Genomic DNA, 16,589 nt, shown 5'->3' with positions numbered 1-16,589 from the left:
CGACGACATCCCGGTCCTGTCCGGGAACGGCGTCGCCAACCACTGACGTCACACCCGGAGGCCCGGCCCGGCGGTTCACACCGCGGGGCCGGGCCTCCGGCATGTGCGGGCGAGGCGTGTGCGGGCTCATTTTGCATACATGGCGTATCGGATACATGATGTATCCGTTGGCCGGAGCGCGAGAGAGGGTCCCTTCCATGCCGAAGTCACCGACCAAACGCCGCCCCGTGACGGTGGCCTCGCTGACCGACAGCGCGCTGGCCCTCTTCACGGAGCGCGGCTTCCACGCCACCTCCATCAGCGACATCGTCGAGCGCGCCGGTCTCACCCGGGGCGCCTTCTACTCCAACTACCGCGACAAGGAAGAGCTGTTCCTCGCGCTGTACGACGCGCAGGCCGACCGCCTGCTGATGGACCTGCGGGCCGAGGCCGCGCGGCTGGACCCGGGCGAGGACCTGGTCGACGGGCTGCTGGCCTACCTGGCGGACCGGGCCGACCGGCAGCGGCAGTGGTTCCTCGTCTCCATGGAGTTCACGCTGCACGCGGCCCGCACCCCTGCCGTGGCCGAGCTGCTCGCCCTCCACGAGGAACGCCTGGTCCAGGGCGTGGCCGGAATGATCACGGAGACCCTGGCCAGGACCGAGCTGCGCCCCACGATCGACGCCGCCGACGGGGCCCGGCTGCTCATCGCCCTGTTCAAGGGCATCAGCGCCCTCGGGTCGGCGGGGACCCCCGCGTCCGTCCCGGGGGCGCAGGGGCTCCGGCGGACCGAGGGGCTGTCGCGGCGGATCGCCCCGTACCTCGTCCGCGCCCTGACCACGGCGGCGGACACCCCCCACCCGAACGATTCCGAAGGAACCCCCGAGCGATGAGCACCAAGCAGGCCGAGCCGTCTGAGATGTCGGGTCCATCCATATCCGGCGCCGCGCCGTCCCGCGGGTTCGCCGGCGAGCTGCGGGACGCGCTCAGCGCGCGCGGTGTGCTGCTCGTCGTCGGGGGGCTGGTCCTCCAGCTCGCGTTCATCCTGTCGTACATCGGGGCCTTCCACGCGCCCTCCCCGCACCGGATCCCCCTCGCCGTCGTGGCGCCGGGCCAGGTCGCCGCGGGGACCGTCGACCGGCTGGGCGCCCTGGACGGCGAACCCCTCGCACCGCGCACCGCCGCGGACGAGGCCGCCGGGCGCGCGCTGATCCACGACCGCACCGTCGACGCCGTCCTCCTCGTGAACCCGCAGGGCACCGAGGACAGGCTGCTCGTGGCGTCCGCGGGCGGGCCCGCCGTCTCCACCGCGGTCACCCAGATCATCGAGCAGGCCGACGTGGCGCAGAACCGTACGGTCACGACCGAGGACATCCTGCCGCCCGCGGCGGGCGACGGGCGCGGTCTCTCCTCGTTCTACCTGGCCATCGGCTGGATCGTGGGCGGCTATCTCGCCGCGGCCATCCTCGGTGTCGCCTCCGGGGCCCGGCCGGCCAACCTCCACCGTACGGTCGTCAGGCTCGGCGTCCTGGCGGTGTACGCGGTGGTCTCCGGGCTGGGCGGCGCCCTGATCGCGGGGCCCGTGCTCGGGGCGCTGGACGGCCACTTCGTGCAGCTCTGGGCGATCGGCGCGCTGACCGTCTTCGCCGCGGCGGCGGCCACCGTCGCACTCCAGGTCCTGCTGGGCATCGTCGGGATCGGTGTGACGATCCTCGTCTTCGTCGTCCTGGGCAATCCCAGCGCGGGTGGCGCGTTCCCGAACTCGCTGCTGCCGCCGTTCTGGCGGGCCATCGGTGACTACATCCCCACCGGGGCGGGCACCACCGCCGTGCGCAACACCGTGTACTTCTCCGGCAACGCCCTCGCGGGACCGCTTTGGGTGCTGGCCGCCTACGCGGTGGCCGGGACCGCTGTCGCCGTGCTCGCCTCGGCCCGCCACCGGGGCGGGCAGGCCGTGGAGACCACGGAGCCTGCCGGGGTGGCGGACCGGGCGGACGCGGTGAGCGGTCAGAGCGTGGAGCGGTAGAGGCCGAACTCGGCGATGCGGGCCTGCTGCCGGGAGGCGAGGACGCGCAGCCGCCAGCGCCGGGCGGTGACCGGGGCGGGCAGCAGCAGGATACGGCTGGCGCCGATCGTGCCCGTACGGGTGACCTCCGTCCAGCCGTTGGACAACTCGGCCTCCACCACGGCCCGTTCGATCTGCTGGCCGTGGCGGATGTTCTCGGCCAGCCGGATCCGGTCGACGGCCGTCGGGCCGCCCAGGTCCAGGGTGAGCGTCCCGGTGGACGGTGCCGGGGCCGTCCAGGAGGTGTCCGGGTCGCCGTCGACGGCCCGGCCGGGGTCGGTGCCGTCGCCGCCGGCCCGGGCGCGCCGGGCCAGGTCCTCGGGGAGTTCGCGGCGTACGCGGTCGGCGAAGGCGCTGAGGGCCGCCACGTCCGCCGGGTCGAACTGGCCGCGCCGGTCGGGCGGAATGTTCAGCAGGAGGACCGCGTTGCGGCCGACCGACTGGAAGTAGAGGTCGGTGAGCTGCCGGGCCGTCTTGGGGCGTTCGTCCGCGTGGAAGAACCAGCCGGGGCGGATCGACACATCGCACTCGGCGGGCCACCACTGCAGGAAGTCGCTGTTCGGCCGGGCCCGGACCAGGGCGTCGCGGCTGCCCTGGTCGGGGGTGTCGTACGAGAGGGCGAAGTCCGTACGGCCGTTGGCCACCGCCTTGACGGGGACGGTGCTCCACTCGTTCTCGCGGGCCGAGCCGCCCTCGTTGCCGACCCAGCGGACATCGGGCCCGGAGACGGCGACGGCCGCCTGCGGGGCGAGGGCGCGGATCAGCTCGTACCAGCTGTCCCAGTCGTAGACCTCGACGTGCTCGGGCGGGATACGGCCCTGGGCGCCGTCGAACCAGACCTCGTCCACGGGACCGTACTCGGTGAGCACCTCGTAGAGGTGGTTGAGCATATGGGCGCCGTAGTCGGTGGCGGGGAGCCGGAAGACGGGGAGCCCCGGGGCCGGGGAGCCGTCCTGTCCGGCGCGGTCGTCGCCGTCCACCAGGGTGGGGATGGCGCGGGGGGTGCGGGCGCTGCCGTTGGCGTAGACGCCGTGCAGGTACTGGTTCTCGTCGGCGGGGGAGATGTACACGCCGACCTTGATGCCGTGGGCGCGCATCGAGTCCGCGAAGGAGCGCAGCACATCGCCGCGGCCCGCCTCCCAGGTGCTGGAGGCGACGCTGTGGCCGGTGTAGCGGGTGGGGTGGAGAACGAACCCGTCGTGGTGCTTGACGGTGAGGATGGCGAGCGAGAAGCCGCCGTCGCGCAGGGTGCGCGCCCACTGGTCGGTGTCCAGGCCGACGGGCTGGAAGACGTCGGGGTCCTCGTCGCCGGTGCCCCATTCGAGGCCGGTGAAGGTGTTCACGCCGAAGTGCAGGAACGCGGTCCGCTCCAGCCGCTGCCACGCTATCTGGCGCTCGGTGGGGCGCAGGCCGGCCGCCTTCGCCACGAGCTGGTCGGGGGTGTCGCCGGGGCCGACGGGGACGCGGGAGGCCGTCTCGTCGGCGAGGGTACGGCGGGGGGCCGCGGTCGCGTGCGTGGTCGCGTGTGCGGTCGCGTACGGGAGGAGGGTCTCCCCGGCGAGCGCGCCGGCCGCGCCGAGTGCGCCGAGGCCCGCGACGAACGGGCGTCTTCCGAGGGTCATGAGCGGTTTCCCTTCTGCTGCTGCGCCGTGGCGGCGGTGGCGGTCCAGACGGTGGGCGGGCGCTGGTCCGGCGGGTACTGGACCCACCTTCCGTCGGCGGTGAGGACGACGGACATCCGGGTGATCGCGTTGGTGAGGTGGAACCCGCCCGGCGCCGGGACCAGTTGCCAGCGCTGCAGGGTGTTGGCGGCGGAGCAGACCTCCTGGGTGACCTGACTGCCCGGCTCCAGCGGGGTGTTGAGGGTCAGCTTGCCGCTCCTGGTCTCCGCGCACCGGCCCGTGGCGGGGTCGGTGAGGGTGACGTAGCCGTCGGCCGTACGGGTGATCCGGCGGGCGGTGGCGGGCAGTTGCCCGGCCGCGTCGCGCAGCGCGTAGGTGCCGTCGGGCAGCGGCGGGCGGGTGAGGTCGGTGTGGCCCGGCGCGTACCCGAGGGCATTCGCGCGGGCGGTGAACTCGGCGTAACTCGGGTCGGGGCGCGGGACGCCCCAGGTGGTCTGGGCGATGTAGCGCAGCGGCAGGAACATCCCTGCGGCGACCTCGTTCTCGGTCTCGCCGCGACCGTTGTCGGGCCAGAGGCTGATCTTCGCGCCGGTGATCCCGGCGGTGGAGGCGACCTTCTCGCCCTCGAAGCTGCGCGGGTCCCAGCCCTGCTCGTACAGGGAGGCGGTGTTCATGTGGAAGCCGCCGCGGATGAGGTAGAGGGAGTACGAGGCGTTCATGAGCGGATAGCCCTGGGCGAGGAGTTCGCTGGGCTTGGTCCTGACGTTGAGCCAGTGCTCGACGGTGGTGCCCGCGGCGACGGGGACGGTGTGGTCGCCGGTCAGTCCGTCGTTCCAGATCCGCAGGCGTTTGCCGCGGTCGGCCGCGTAGTCCTGGACGCGGTTGACGAAGTCGATGAAGGCGTCCTGCGGGGTGGCGGTGGGGCCGTACTGGCGGCGCGCGTACTCCAGGATGTGCGGGTACTTCGCGAAGTCGGAGCCGAGCATGTACTCGTCCGCGCCCATGTGCCAGACGGGCGCGGTGAAGACCTCGGCGTACTCGTCCATGAGGCTGGTGTAGTAGGAGAAGGCGGCCGGGCTGGTGACGTCGAGGCGCGAGGGCTGGGCGGCGCCGTCGGAGTCGGTGAGCTGGAGATCGGGGCGGCGCTCGATCCACGGGTCCATGTGGCCGGGGGAGTTGATCTCCGGGACGATCGTGATGTGGTAGCGGTCGCCGAGCGCGACGAGCCGCCGTATCTCGTCCTTGGTGTAGTAGCCCCAGGTGTTGGCCTCCGGGTGGCTGTCGCTCTTCACCTTCAGCTCCAGCAGCAGCTGGTTGAGCTTCAGGTACGCCATGTCGCGGACCAGGTTCTCCAGCCAGTCCGGGGTGATGTGGATGTAGCAGGCGCAGACGCCCACGCCCCGCTCCTTGTACGCGGGTACGTCGACGGTGTGGCCCGCGGGGACGCGGTCGGCGGTGGCGAGGAGCTGGAGCACGGTGCGGGTGCCGTAGAAGGCGCCGGCGGCGGTGGCTCCGGTGATCCGGACCCGGTCGGTGACGCCGAGTTCGTATCCCTCGGCCCCCAGGGTGCCGCCCCGCCCGGGGTCGGTCGCGATCAGGATGTCCCCGGGGCGGCCGCTGCCCCGTACGGCGGCGACGGGGACGGTGCCCCGGCCCGCGGCGCCGAGGTCCTCGGCGAGGGTGTCGGCGGTGCGGCGGGCGGCGGCGTCGCCCGGGGGGACGACGAGCCGGGTGGCGCCGGTGAAGGTGAACTCACCGGACTGCGCGGTCCAGTTGGTGAGGGCGGGGACGGTACGGGGAGCGGTGGCCCTGGTGGCGGCTTCGGCCTCGGAGGCGGACGGCGCGGCGGGTGCGGCGGGCGCGATCCCCGTGACCAGCAGCAGTGCTGTCACGAGGACCCCGGTGAGCCGCGCTATCCCTCGGATCTTTGATGAGGCGGATGTTGCTCTGGCACGGTGGAGCATGGATACGGCACCTCCTGGGGAATCAGGTCATCCGATGTGTACCCCTCGGAGGTGGCTGATGCTCCGCTGCTCGCCCTCAAGTTGGCCGCTGGTCCGGCTACGTGCCTGACCTCTCGTTCTTACCTGACGGCTTGTTCGACGGCCGGTCCGTCAGCGCCGCCACGGCGCGGATCAGTCCGGCGGCGGCCAGCAGCGCGGTGACGACCCAGAACACCCAGCCGGTGTCACCCTGGTAGAGCCGGACCGCCCAGACGGTGAGGACGACCGCGGTGAGGGCCGACTCCACCCAGGCGGAGCGCGACCACCAGGCGCGGGGGCCCGCGTGCTCGGCCAGCCGGAGCGCGTACACCGCCACGGAACCGAACTCCTCCGCCGGTGAACTCCCGCTCACGGCAAGGTGGTCACGGGCCTCGGCGACCAGCTCGGCGGCCCGGCGGCGCGGCAGCTTGTGGCGCCCCCGCAGTAGCGCTTCGAGCCGGCGCAGCCACTGCTCGGGGTCGGTGGGGTCGGCGGGCTCGGGCGACGCGGAGGCGGACCCGTCGTCCTCGGGCCTGAGCCGTACGGTCAGGGCGTGCAGCGCCACGCAGACCGGGAGCAGCGCCAGGGTCGGGAAGCGGGTGAGCCGGTCGTCCGGCAGCGAGAGGAAGGCGAGCGCGGCCCCCACCACCAGCACGGCGGCGCCGCCACCGGCGACGGCGGCGCCCCGCAGCCGCCCGTCGGCGTGCCGCCCCAGGGTGAGCCAGCAGAGCTGCGAGGCGGCGACGATCAGCGCGATGCCGCTCAGCCCGGACACCGTCACGTCGAACCAGAGGCCCGTATCGACGAGGGTGAAGACGGCGAAGAGCGCCAGCATGCCGGTGACGGCGATCAGACCGGTGGACCAGTAGTACGAGGGCGACCGGAAGGCCCAGTCGCGCCGCGCCCGCTCCTCGACCGGCACCCGGTCGCGGGCCGCCTGGACGGCGAACTCGTCGGGCGGGCCGAACGCCTCCTCGGGGTGCAGGCCGGTCTCGGCGCAGTGCGCGGTGACCTCGTCGAGTATCTCGGTGATCGTGGCGCGGTTCATGCCGGGCCGACCCGCCAGCCGGTACTCCAGCCGGTCGGACCACTGCTCTGCCGTCGTGCTGTACGTCTCGGTCATCGTTCCTCCTGAAGCGATCGCTCCGGTGCCTGCGATGTGTGCCATGTGGGTGGTGCGTCCGGTGCCTGCGTCAGCAGTCCGTCCATGAGCACCGAGAACCGGGCCCACTCCGCCCGCTGCTCCCCGAGCCGCTTCCGGCCGGCGGGGGTGAGTGCGTACACCTTCCGGCCGGGACCGCCCTCCCCCGGCTCCCAGTTGGCGCTCACCACGCCGTCCCGCTCCATCCGGCCCAGCACCGGGTAGAGCGCGGCGCCCTTGACCTTGCCGAAGCCGTGTTCGTCCAGCCGCTGGGCCAGCGCGTAGCCGTGGCCGTCGCCCTCCGCGAGGACGGCGGCGAGGGCGAGTTCGAGCGCGCCGCGCAGCCAGCCTGCCTGCCAGTCCACCGGTTTCCCGGGCATGCGGCCTCCCGTCGTCCTTGTCCCGTTGTCGAGTAGACGCGTAAGTCGACTAGTTCGAATTCAGACTAGCAGAGGGGGTGTGGAGGGGGACGGGGTAGGCTGCCCGCCTGTTCTGTGCGACGGAAGATGATGTTTTGTACACCGTGACCAGCGTGAACGTGAACGGGCTCCGCGCCGCCGCGAAGAAGGGCTTCGTGGAATGGCTCGCGGCCACCTCCGCCGATGTGGTCTGCCTCCAGGAGGTACGGGCGGAGCCCCACCAGCTCCCCGACGACGTACGGGCGCCCGACGGCTGGCACGCGTTGCACGCGCCCGCCACCGCCAAGGGGCGCGCCGGGGTCTCGCTCTACTCGCGCCGGGAGCCGGACGCGACCCGGATCGGCTTCGGCAGTGCGGAGTTCGACGCGAGCGGGCGGTACGCGGAGATCGATCTGCCCGGGATCACGGTCGCGAGCCTCTACCTGCCGTCGGGTGAGGTCGGCACCGAGCGGCAGGACGAGAAGATCCGCTTCATGGACGCGTTCCTGCCGTACCTGGAGGGGCTGCGTGAGCGCGCGGCGGCCGACGGGCGCGAGGTGGTCGTCTGCGGCGACTGGAACATCGCCCACCGGGAGGCCGACCTCAAGAACTGGAAGGCCAACCGCAAGGCCTCCGGCTTCCTCCCCGAGGAGCGCGCCTGGCTGACCCAGGTCTTCGAGGAGCCGGGCGCGGGGTACGTCGACGTGGTGCGCGCGCTCCACCCGGACCAGGAGGGCCCGTACTCCTGGTGGTCCTACCGTGGCCGCGCCTTCGACAACGACTCGGGCTGGCGCATCGACTACCACGTCGCGACGCCGGGGCTGGCCGGCCGCGCGGTGAAGGCGTACGTGGAGCGGGCCGCGAGCCACGCGGAGCGGTGGAGCGACCATGCGCCGGTGACGGCGGTGTACGACCTGTAGCCGTACGTCGCTCCCCGTCCAGGCCGGGATCCGTGGCTCAGTCGGGCCGCGCCGGGCGCAGGCGGCGGTCCAGGGCCATCGACAGCTCCGCCTCCACCACGCTCCGCGCCAGCGGGCGCAGCTTCGCCGGGTCCGAGGCGGGGGCGTGGGTGCGGAGGACCGTCGCGAAGAGGTCGGCCATCGCGTCCGCGTGGGCACGGACCTCGCGGGCCGCCGCCAGGACCGCCGCGAGGGGGACTCCCTCGCGGACCAGGGCCGAGGAGGCGTCCAGCAGGCGGCGGCTGATGTGGACGATCTCGTCGCCGTCTATGGCCAGATAGCCGAGTTCCAGCGCCGTCGCCAGGTTCTCCGGGGTGACCCCGTCCCCGAAGTGGTCGGCCAGTTCCTCCGGGGAGAGCCGTACCGGGGTCTCCTCCGTCGGTTCGCCGGGGCCGAGGCCGAGGACCTCGCCGACGTCGCGTCCGCTCTCGAAGGTGGTGGCGAGGTCCGCGATCCCGGTCAGGGTGTGGCCGCGCTCCAGGAGCGCCGCGATGGTGCGGAGCCGGGCCAGGTGGTGGTCGTCGTACCAGGCGATCCGGCCCTCGCGCCGGGGTGCCGGGAGCAGGCCCCGCTCGCGGTAGAAGCGCACGGTGCGCACCGTGATGCCCGCGGCGCGGGCCAGCTCCTCCATGCGGTATTCCATGCCGGGCAGCTTAGGACGTACCGCCGGTAACTTGCTGTGGTCCGGCCCCTACCCATGAGTAGCCGACTGCTCTACCCTCACCATCGTGCCAGTGATCGCTGGCGCGGTGGCGTGGGATCGGAGGGTGGCCGTGGACGGGCACGACGAGCGCCGGCACGTACGGGTGGCCGTGATCGGATCCGGATTCGGCGGGCTCGGGGCCGCCGTCCGGCTGCGCCGGGAGGGGATCACCGACTTCGTCGTCCTGGAGCGCGCCGGCTCCGTCGGCGGGACCTGGCGGGACAACGAGTATCCGGGGTGCGCCTGCGACGTACCCTCGCACCTCTACTCGTTCTCCTTCGCGCCCAACCCCGACTGGCCGCGCACCTTCTCCGGGCAGCGCCACATCAGGGCGTACCTGGAGCATGTCGCGGACACCTTCGGGCTCCGGCCCCATCTGCGCCTGGGCCACGAGGTGCGGCTGATGCGCTGGGACGGCGACGCCCGGCACTGGGAGATCGAGACCTCCCGGGGGACCCTCACCGCGGATGTCGTCGTCTCCGCGACCGGGGCGCTCTCCGACCCGAAGGTCCCCGCGGTCCCCGGGCTCGACGGCTTCCCCGGGAAGGTCTTCCACTCGGCGCGCTGGGACCACGGCTACGACCTGCGCGGCAAGCGCGTCGCCGTGGTCGGCACCGGCGCCTCGGCGATCCAGATCGTGCCCGCCATCCAGCCCGACGTGGCGAGGCTGACGCTGTTCCAGCGGACGCCGGCCTGGGTGATGCCGCGCGCCGACCGCGCGATCACCGGCGCCGAGCGGGCCCTGCACCGGGGCCTGCCCTTCACCGGGACGGTGCGGCGCTCGGTCCTCCGGGGCATCAGGGAGCTTCAGGTGCAGGCCTTCACCAAGCACCCGAACCAACTCGGGCTCGTCGAGTCCCTCGCCCGGGCCAACATCGCCCGGGCGGTCAAGGACCCGGTGCTCCGGGCGAAGCTGACGCCCTCGTACCGCATCGGCTGCAAGCGCATCCTGCTCTCCAGCGCCTACTATCCGGCGCTCGCCCGCCCCAACGTGGATCTCGTCGCCTCCGGGCTGACCGAGGTGCGCGGCTCCACGCTGGTCGCGGCGGACGGTACGGAGGCGGCGGCCGACGCGATCGTCTTCGGGACCGGCTTCCACGTCACCGACCTGCCGGTCACCGAACGGGTGGTGGGCGCGGACGGCCGGACGCTGGCGGAGTGGTGGAAGGACGGCATGGCGTCGCTGCGCGGCGCGACCGCCGCCGGGTTCCCCAACTGGATGACGATCATCGGCCCCAACACCGGCCTCGGCAACTCCTCGATGATCCTGATGATCGAGGCCCAACTCGCCTACATGGCCGACTACCTGCGACAGCTCGACGCGCTGGGCGGGCGGGGAGCCGCGCTGACGCCGCGCCCGGCCGCCGTGACCGCCTGGAACCGGCGGGTGCAGGAGCGCCTGCGCCGCACGGTGTGGAGCACCGGCGGCTGTTCGAGCTGGTACCTGGACGCGGGCGGCCGCAACACCACCCTGTGGCCGGGCACCCCGGGCGAGTTCCGGCGCGCCACGCGGGAGGTCGATCTCGCCGAGTACGAGGTGATCCGACCCGGTCCGGGGCCGGGCGGGGTGGCTGATGCCGCCGGCCCCGGCGGGCGGGCCGTGACGACGCCGACCAGGCCGACCGAGGAGGCCACGCGATGAGCCGACCGCGCCGAATACGGGGGGCGTACGGGGAGCGGGAGCCGCGCCGAATACGGGAGGCGTACGGGGAGCCGGAACCGCGCCGAATACGGGAGGCGGACGGGGAGCGGGAGCCGCGCCGCGGGCCTGCGCCGCACCGGGAGCGCGAACGGTCCGCCGTCTCCGCCGACGGCACCCGTATCCACGTCGAGGTCCACGGCGAGGACGGCCGGCCGGCGGTCGTCCTCTGCCACGGCTGGACCTGCTCGGTCCGCTTCTGGGCCGCGCAACTCGCGGACCTGGCCGCCGACCACCGGGTGATCGTCTACGACCAGCGCGGCCACGGCCGTTCGGCGGTGCCCGCCCCCGCGCACCCCGCCGGCTACTCCACCGGCGCCCTCGCCGACGATCTGGAGGCCGTGCTCCGCCGCACCCTCGCACCGGGGGAGCGCGCCGTGCTCGCCGGGCACTCCATGGGCGGCATGACGCTGATGGCCGCCGCCCGCCGCCCCGCCTTCCGGGAGCACGCCGCCGCCGTCCTGCTCTGCGGTACGGGCAGTTCGCGGCTGGTCCCGGACGCCCGGGTGCTGCCGCTGCCCGCCGGCGCCCTGCGTACCCGGATCACCGGGGGCCTGCTCGGCTCCGCCCTCCCGCTGGGGCCCGTCACACCGCTCTCCAGGAAGCTGCTGCGGTACGGGACGATGGGGCCGGGCGCCGCGCCGGAACGCGTCGCGGAGTGCGCCCGCCTGGTGCACGCGTGCCCGCGCGCGGTCCGGGTCGCCTGGGCGCGGGTGCTCGGGGAGCTCGATCTCGACGCCGAGGCGCGGGAGTTGCGCGTGCCCGCCGCCGTCGTCGCGGGCGCCGACGACCGGCTCACCCCGCCCGTCCGCGCCCGCGCGCTCGCCGCTCTGCTGCCCGACTGCACCGGGCTCACCGTGCTCACCGGGGTCGGGCACATGACGCCCGTGGAGGCGCCGGAGGCCGTCACCGCCGCGATCCGCGCACTGGTCACCACGTACCTGGGTCCGGAGAAGGAGACCGTCACATGAGGGGTACGAGGGGTATGAAGGTCACGAAGGGCGGGTCCGCCGGCCGGCTCGACGGGCAGGTCGCCGTCGTCACCGGCGCGGCGCGCGGCGTCGGGGAACTCCTCGCCCGCAAGCTCTCCGCGCGCGGCGCCAAGGTGGCGCTCGTCGGCCTGGAGGCGGACGAGCTGAAGGCGGTCGCGGGCCGGCTGCACACCGAGTGCGCCCACTGGTACGCCGATGTCACCGACGACGCGGCGATGGCCCGGGTCGCCCGGGAGGCCGGTGAGCGCTTCGGGCGGGTGGACATCGTCGTCGCCAACGCGGGTGTGGCGGCCGGGGGCCCGGTCGACGGCTCCGACCCGGACGCGTGGCGGCGCGTGATCGAGGTGAATCTGATCGGCGGCGCGGTGACGGCGCGCGCCTTCCTGCCCGCGCTCCGGCGCAGCCACGGCTACTTCCTGCAGATCGCGTCGCTCGCCGCGATCGTCCCGGCGCCGATGATGAGCGCGTACTGCGCCTCCAAGTCCGGAGCCGAGGCGTTCGCGCACTGCCTGCGCGCCGAGGTCGCCCACCAGGGCGTCCGGGTCGGCGTCGGCTACCTGTCCTGGACCGACACCGACATGGTGCGCGGCGCGGACCGGGAGACCGTACTGCGCGAGCTGCGGCAGCGGCTGCCGTGGCCGGCGAACCGTACGTATCCGCCGGGCCCCGCCGTGGACCGGATCGTCGCCGGGATAGAGCGCCGCGCGCCGCATGTGTACGCGCAGTGGTGGCTGCGCGGGACACAGCCCGTACGGGGGTACCTGCCCGGAGTGATCGCGCGGGGCGCCGGGCGCGAACTGCGGCGCTTCGGGCCACGCCTGGCGGAGATGGGGCAGGGGCTGGTGGGCGCGGGAGGGGCGGCCGACGAGGCGGCACGGGGGCGCCGCGCCGCCGGGGGCGCGCACGGAGCGTAAGGAAATAGCGGACCAGCGGAATAGCGGAACAGCGGAATAGCGAAATACCGAAATGCGGCTAATGTCCGGGCGTGTCAGTCTGGTCGAGGCCCCACCTGGGCGCCTCCCCACCCAGATTCTTCCTTTTCAGGAGTGACATTCCATGGGCATTGCCGACCAGTTCAAGGACAAGGCGCAGCAACTCGCCGACCAGGCGAAGGAAGCGAAGGCGGCGGGCAACCGGGACGACGCCTCCGACCGTGCCTCCGACGCCGGGGACCGTGCGCGGGACGCGGGCGACCGGGCCCGGGACAAGGCGCAGGACAGGGCGCAGGACACGCGTGACGAGATGGACGACCCCTTCGACTCCTGAACCGGTGGGAGAGGAGGAGAGGCGCACCCGGCCCGCCGGGTGCGCCTCTTTCGCCGTTCGGCCCGTGCGGCTCAGCTCATTCGGTGCGTGCGGCTCAGCTGCGGGGCGGCAGCTTCGGACGGCGCAGGTCGGGGACCGCCCCGTACCCCGGCGGGGTCGAGGCGGGGTGTCCGGCCAGCAGGTCCAGCGCCATCCACACCGCGTCGTCGAGCTGCGCGTGCCGCCCCTCCGCCCAGTCGAGCGGGGTGCGCAGCGCCTCGACGTCCGGCTCCACGCCACGGTTCTCGACGGACCAGCCGTACGCGTCGAACCAGGCGGCGTTCATCGGCACCGTGATCACCGTCCCGTCGCAGAGCCGGTGCCGGCCCGTCATGCCGACCACCCCGCCCCAGGTGCGCTGGCCGACCACCGGACCCAGGTCGAGCAGCCGGAACGCCGCCGTGATCATGTCGCCGTCGGAGGCCGTCGCCTCGTCCGCGAGCGCCACGACCGGACCGCGCGGGGCGTTGGAGGCGTACGAGACGGGCTGCGCGTCGCGGGTCAGGTCCCAGCCGATGATGCGGCGGGTCAGCTTCTCCACGACGAGTTCGCTGATGTGGCCGCCCGCGTTGCCCCGTACGTCCACGATCAGCGCGGGGCGGGAGACCTCCAGGCGCAGGTCCCGGTTGAACTGGGCCCAGCCGGAGCCGCCCATGTCCGGGATGTGGAGGTAGCCGCACCGGCCGCCGCTGATCTCCCGTACGACCTCGCGGCGCTTGGCCACCCAGTCCTGGTAGCGCAGCGGCCGTTCGTCGATCAGCGGGACGACGGCGACCCGGCGGGGCCGGCTCTCGTGGACGGCGGGCGAGCCCTCGCGTTCGGCGGGCCGGAAGGTCAGCTCGACCGTGGTGCCCCCGGCGGCGGCGAGCAGCGGATAGGGGCCGGTCACCGGGTCGACGGGGCGGCCGTCGACATGGGTGAGGACGGCGCCCTCGCGGATCCCCGTACCGGCCAGCGGGGAACGGGCCTTGGAGTCCGAGGAGTCGCCGGGCAGGATGCGCTTGATCATCCAGTCCCCGTCCCTGCGGACGAGGTTGGCGCCGAGCAGGCCCATGGGGCGCTGGTAGTGCGCCGGGCCCTCGTCGCGGCGGGCGGGGGTGACGTACGCGTGCGAGGTGCCCAGTTCGCCGAGGACCTCGCGGAGCAGATCGGCGAACTCGTCGGGGGAGGCGACCCGTTCGACCAGCGGACGGTACTGGTCGAGGACCCCTTCCCAGTCGATGCCGCACATCCCCGGCTCCCAGAAGAACGCCCGGATGATGCGGCCCGCCTCGTCGTACGCCTGCCGCCACTCGGCCTCCGGGTCGACGTCGTGCAGGATCCGGCGCGGATCGAGGAAGACCGTCGAGTCGAGGTCGCCGAGCTCGGTCGCGGGTACGGCGCGCAGCTCGCCGTCGTCCACGACGACGAGGCGGGTGCCGTCACCGCTGGGCGCGAACCAGTCGAGGTGGGCGACGAGTTCGCTCTTGCGGGCCCGGACGATGTCGAAGTGTTCGAGGGTGGGGCGGCCCGACATGTCGGCGGGGTTGGCGAAGGTCTCGCCGAGCGCCCCGGAGATCGGCCAGCGCAGCCAGACGAGGCCGCCGCCGCTGACGGGGTGCAGGGCGGAGTACTTGGAGGCGGTGACGGGGAACGGCGTCACCCGGTCCGCGAGCCCCTCGACCTCCACGGTCACCGCGACCGCCCCGTCGCCCCCGCCGACCAGCTCCCCGCCGAGCGGATCGAGCCCGCCGGCGGCCGGCCGGCCGTCCGGGGAGAGCGCGAAGGGGGAGGGGGTGGCGGAGGAGAGGGGCACGAGATAGGGGCGGCAGCCGAGCGGGAAGGAGAGGTCGCCGGTGTGGACGTCGTACACCGGGTCGAAGCCGCGCCAGGAGAGGAAGGCGAGATAGCGGCCGTCGCTGGTGAAGACCGGATTCTCGTCCTCGAAGCGGCCGTTGGTGACGTCGACGACGGTACGGGCGAAGCTCCCGGCGATCTTGGCGAGCTTGATCTGGCGGAGCGAACGGCCGATCCCGGGGTGGGACCAGGTGAGCCAGCCGCCGTCGGGAGAGAAGGCGAGATCGGTGACGGGGCCGTTGATGGAGCGGATCAGCTCGGTGACGATGCCGGGGTCGGTGCCGTCGCCGGTGCTGTCACCGGTGCCGTCATCGCCGCTGCCGTCGTCGCTGTCGCCGGGCTCCGGGTCGGGGGCGCTGCTCTCGGAGCTGCTGTCGCTCTCGTCGTCGCTGCCGTGGTCGCCCGCCGGGCCGCCGTCCGTGTCCTCGGCACCCTCGGCGGCGGGATCCGTCACCCTCGTGGCACCCGCCGGCTCGGCGGCGCCCCCGGTCTCCGTACCGTCCGTACCCTCAGCGACCCCTGCGGCCTCCCCGGCCTCCGTGCCCTCCTCCTCGTCCGTCACATCGACCAGCAGCAGCCTGCCGTCGTGCGCGGCGACCGCGATGGTGGTGCCGTCCGGGTCGGCCACCATGTCCAGGACCCGGCCCAGCCGGCCGGAGGCGAGGCGGCGCGGGGGGCGGTCGCCGGTCGCGCGGGGGAGGTAGGCGATCTCGATCGCGTCCTCGCCGTCCGCGTCCGTGACGTACGCGACCTGGCCGCCGCTGCCGAGCATCACCGGGTTGCGTACCCGTACCCCCGGAGTGTCCGCGATCGTGCGGGCCGGGCCGTCGCGGTGGGTGAGCCAGTAGAGGCTGCCGCGTACGGAGACCGCGCTCGCCCGGCCCGTCAGGTCCACGGAGACGGCGTCGATGTGGCGGGAGGCGGGGACCTGGTAGCCGCGCCGTCCGGCGCGCGGCCCGCCGAGCCGTACGCGCAGCTTGCGCGGTACCGAGTCCGGGGTCAGCGCGTCGACCAGCCAGAGGTCGCCCGCGCACTGGTAGACCACCCGGCGCCCGTCCGACGACGCGTGGCGGGCGTAGAACGAGTCGTGGTCCGTGTGGCGGGCGAGGTCCGTGCCGTCGGGGAGGCAGGAGTAGAGATTGCCGACGCCCTCGTGGTCGGAGAGGAACGCGATGCGCCCGCCGACGAACATCGGGCATTCGAGATGGCCGCCGAGGTCCGCCAGCAGCCGTTTGCCGTGCAGCCAGAGCCGGCCCATGGCACCGCCCCGGTACCGCTTCCACGCGGCGGGTTCGTGCGGCGGCTTCCCCGTGAGCAGGAGCGTGCGGCGCTCGCCGCCGTCCGGCTCCGCACCCGGCGCGGCGTCGGTGACCGGCAGGTCCGTGATCGCGATGTCCGACACCGGGCCCCAGGGCAGCGCCCCGCCAGGGGAGCCGTCCGTGGGGAGGCTGTACGCCCAGGCGAAGTACGAGAACGGCTGGCCGTGCGAGGAGACGGCGAGGATCTGCGCCTCGCCGTTCTTGTCGGGGGGCGTCCAGCCGCAGACACGGGTGTCGGTCGCGCCCCAGTAGGTGAGCCGGCGCGCGGGCCCGCCCTCCACCGGGGCGAGATGGATCTCGGGGTCGAGGCTGCGCCAGTTCGTGTAGGCGATGTGCCGGCCGTCCGGCGAGAAGCGGGGATGGCCGATCCGGGTGCGGTCGACGGTCACCCGCCATGCGCGCTCGGGCTGTTGCCCGGGCGGCGCGAGGGGGGCGACCCAGAGGTCGTCCTCGGCCACGAAGCACAGCGAGTCGTCGTGAAGGTGCGGGAAGCGAAGGTACGCGGTCTCGTCACTCACCCCCCAATGCTGCCCTTTGGGTCCGCTCTTCGCCTCCGGGACGGCCTCTTTCGGAACTCCGTTCGGTTGTA

13 protein-coding genes are annotated in these 16,589 nt (G+C 73.6%); 7 read left to right on the top strand and 6 right to left on the bottom strand.

Annotation, left to right across the window (positions count from 1 at the left end; translation table 11 throughout):
• The first annotated feature begins 197 nt into the window (after positions 1 to 197).
• Together ACFTZC_RS02700 and ACFTZC_RS02695 are read left to right on the top strand one after the other, a co-directional pair.
• Positions 198 to 872: a TetR/AcrR family transcriptional regulator gene (locus ACFTZC_RS02700; protein ID WP_382886174.1), complete on the top strand. Its 675-nt coding sequence runs from the start codon at positions 198 to 200 to the stop codon at positions 870 to 872.
• Positions 869 to 2,005, top strand: coding sequence for a DUF3533 domain-containing protein (locus ACFTZC_RS02695; protein ID WP_382886172.1), 1,137 nt, complete (start codon positions 869 to 871; stop codon positions 2,003 to 2,005). The genes ACFTZC_RS02700 and ACFTZC_RS02695 overlap by 4 nt, the downstream gene beginning before the upstream one ends.
• Here ACFTZC_RS02695 and ACFTZC_RS02690 read toward each other — a convergent pair.
• The 4 genes from ACFTZC_RS02690 to ACFTZC_RS02675 form a co-directional block, all read right to left on the bottom strand.
• Entirely contained in the window at positions 1,987 to 3,666 is a 1,680-nt protein-coding gene (locus ACFTZC_RS02690; protein ID WP_382886171.1) for an alpha-L-fucosidase, read from the bottom strand. The genes ACFTZC_RS02695 and ACFTZC_RS02690 overlap by 19 nt on opposite strands.
• Positions 3,663 to 5,630 carry a family 20 glycosylhydrolase gene (locus ACFTZC_RS02685; protein WP_382886169.1) on the bottom strand — a complete coding sequence of 656 codons (1,968 nt, stop codon included), beginning with the start codon at positions 5,628 to 5,630 and terminating at the stop codon, positions 3,663 to 3,665. The genes ACFTZC_RS02690 and ACFTZC_RS02685 overlap by 4 nt, the downstream gene beginning before the upstream one ends.
• A gap of 97 nt (positions 5,631 to 5,727) precedes the next feature.
• Complete coding sequence (locus tag ACFTZC_RS02680) at positions 5,728 to 6,771, bottom strand: hypothetical protein (protein WP_382886168.1); 1,044 nt, start codon at positions 6,769 to 6,771, stop codon at positions 5,728 to 5,730.
• Entirely contained in the window at positions 6,768 to 7,169 is a 402-nt protein-coding gene (locus tag ACFTZC_RS02675) for a PadR family transcriptional regulator (RefSeq protein WP_382886166.1), read from the bottom strand. The genes ACFTZC_RS02680 and ACFTZC_RS02675 overlap by 4 nt, the downstream gene beginning before the upstream one ends.
• A gap of 134 nt (positions 7,170 to 7,303) precedes the next feature.
• Between ACFTZC_RS02675 and ACFTZC_RS02670 the strand changes: the two genes are divergently transcribed.
• Entirely contained in the window at positions 7,304 to 8,107 is an 804-nt protein-coding gene (locus ACFTZC_RS02670) for an exodeoxyribonuclease III (RefSeq protein ID WP_382886164.1), read from the top strand.
• Between the two features lie 37 nt (positions 8,108 to 8,144).
• Here the strand turns inward: ACFTZC_RS02670 and ACFTZC_RS02665 are convergent, their stop codons facing one another.
• Positions 8,145 to 8,777, bottom strand: coding sequence for a MerR family transcriptional regulator (locus tag ACFTZC_RS02665; RefSeq protein WP_382886707.1), 633 nt, complete (start codon positions 8,775 to 8,777; stop codon positions 8,145 to 8,147).
• A gap of 106 nt (positions 8,778 to 8,883) precedes the next feature.
• Here ACFTZC_RS02665 and ACFTZC_RS02660 point away from each other — a divergent pair, with 106 nt between their 5' ends.
• The 4 genes from ACFTZC_RS02660 (at position 8,884) to ACFTZC_RS02645 (ending at position 12,806) form a co-directional block, all read left to right on the top strand.
• Positions 8,884 to 10,491, top strand: a complete 1,608-nt coding sequence (locus ACFTZC_RS02660; RefSeq protein ID WP_382886705.1) for a flavin-containing monooxygenase — start codon at positions 8,884 to 8,886, stop codon at positions 10,489 to 10,491.
• Positions 10,488 to 11,519: an alpha/beta fold hydrolase gene (locus ACFTZC_RS02655; protein ID WP_382886162.1), complete on the top strand. Its 1,032-nt coding sequence runs from the start codon at positions 10,488 to 10,490 to the stop codon at positions 11,517 to 11,519. The genes ACFTZC_RS02660 and ACFTZC_RS02655 overlap by 4 nt, the downstream gene beginning before the upstream one ends.
• Positions 11,516 to 12,454 carry an SDR family oxidoreductase gene (locus tag ACFTZC_RS02650; RefSeq protein ID WP_382886160.1) on the top strand — a complete coding sequence of 313 codons (939 nt, stop codon included), beginning with the start codon at positions 11,516 to 11,518 and terminating at the stop codon, positions 12,452 to 12,454. Before ACFTZC_RS02655 ends, ACFTZC_RS02650 begins: the two co-directional genes overlap by 4 nt.
• A 142-nt stretch (positions 12,455 to 12,596) precedes the next feature.
• Positions 12,597 to 12,806, top strand: a complete 210-nt coding sequence (locus ACFTZC_RS02645) for a hypothetical protein (protein WP_382886158.1) — start codon at positions 12,597 to 12,599, stop codon at positions 12,804 to 12,806.
• Between the two features lie 94 nt (positions 12,807 to 12,900).
• On the opposite strand, the gene ACFTZC_RS02640 is transcribed toward ACFTZC_RS02645, so the two are convergent.
• Positions 12,901 to 16,518, bottom strand: coding sequence for a S41 family peptidase (locus ACFTZC_RS02640; protein ID WP_382886156.1), 3,618 nt, complete (start codon positions 16,516 to 16,518; stop codon positions 12,901 to 12,903).
• Between the last annotated feature and the right edge of the window lie 71 nt (positions 16,519 to 16,589).

Source organism: Streptomyces sp. NPDC056987, assembly GCF_042673865.1.
GTDB lineage: Bacteria > Actinomycetota > Actinomycetes > Streptomycetales > Streptomycetaceae > Streptomyces.
This window is presented reverse-complemented; position numbering and strand designations above follow the sequence as displayed.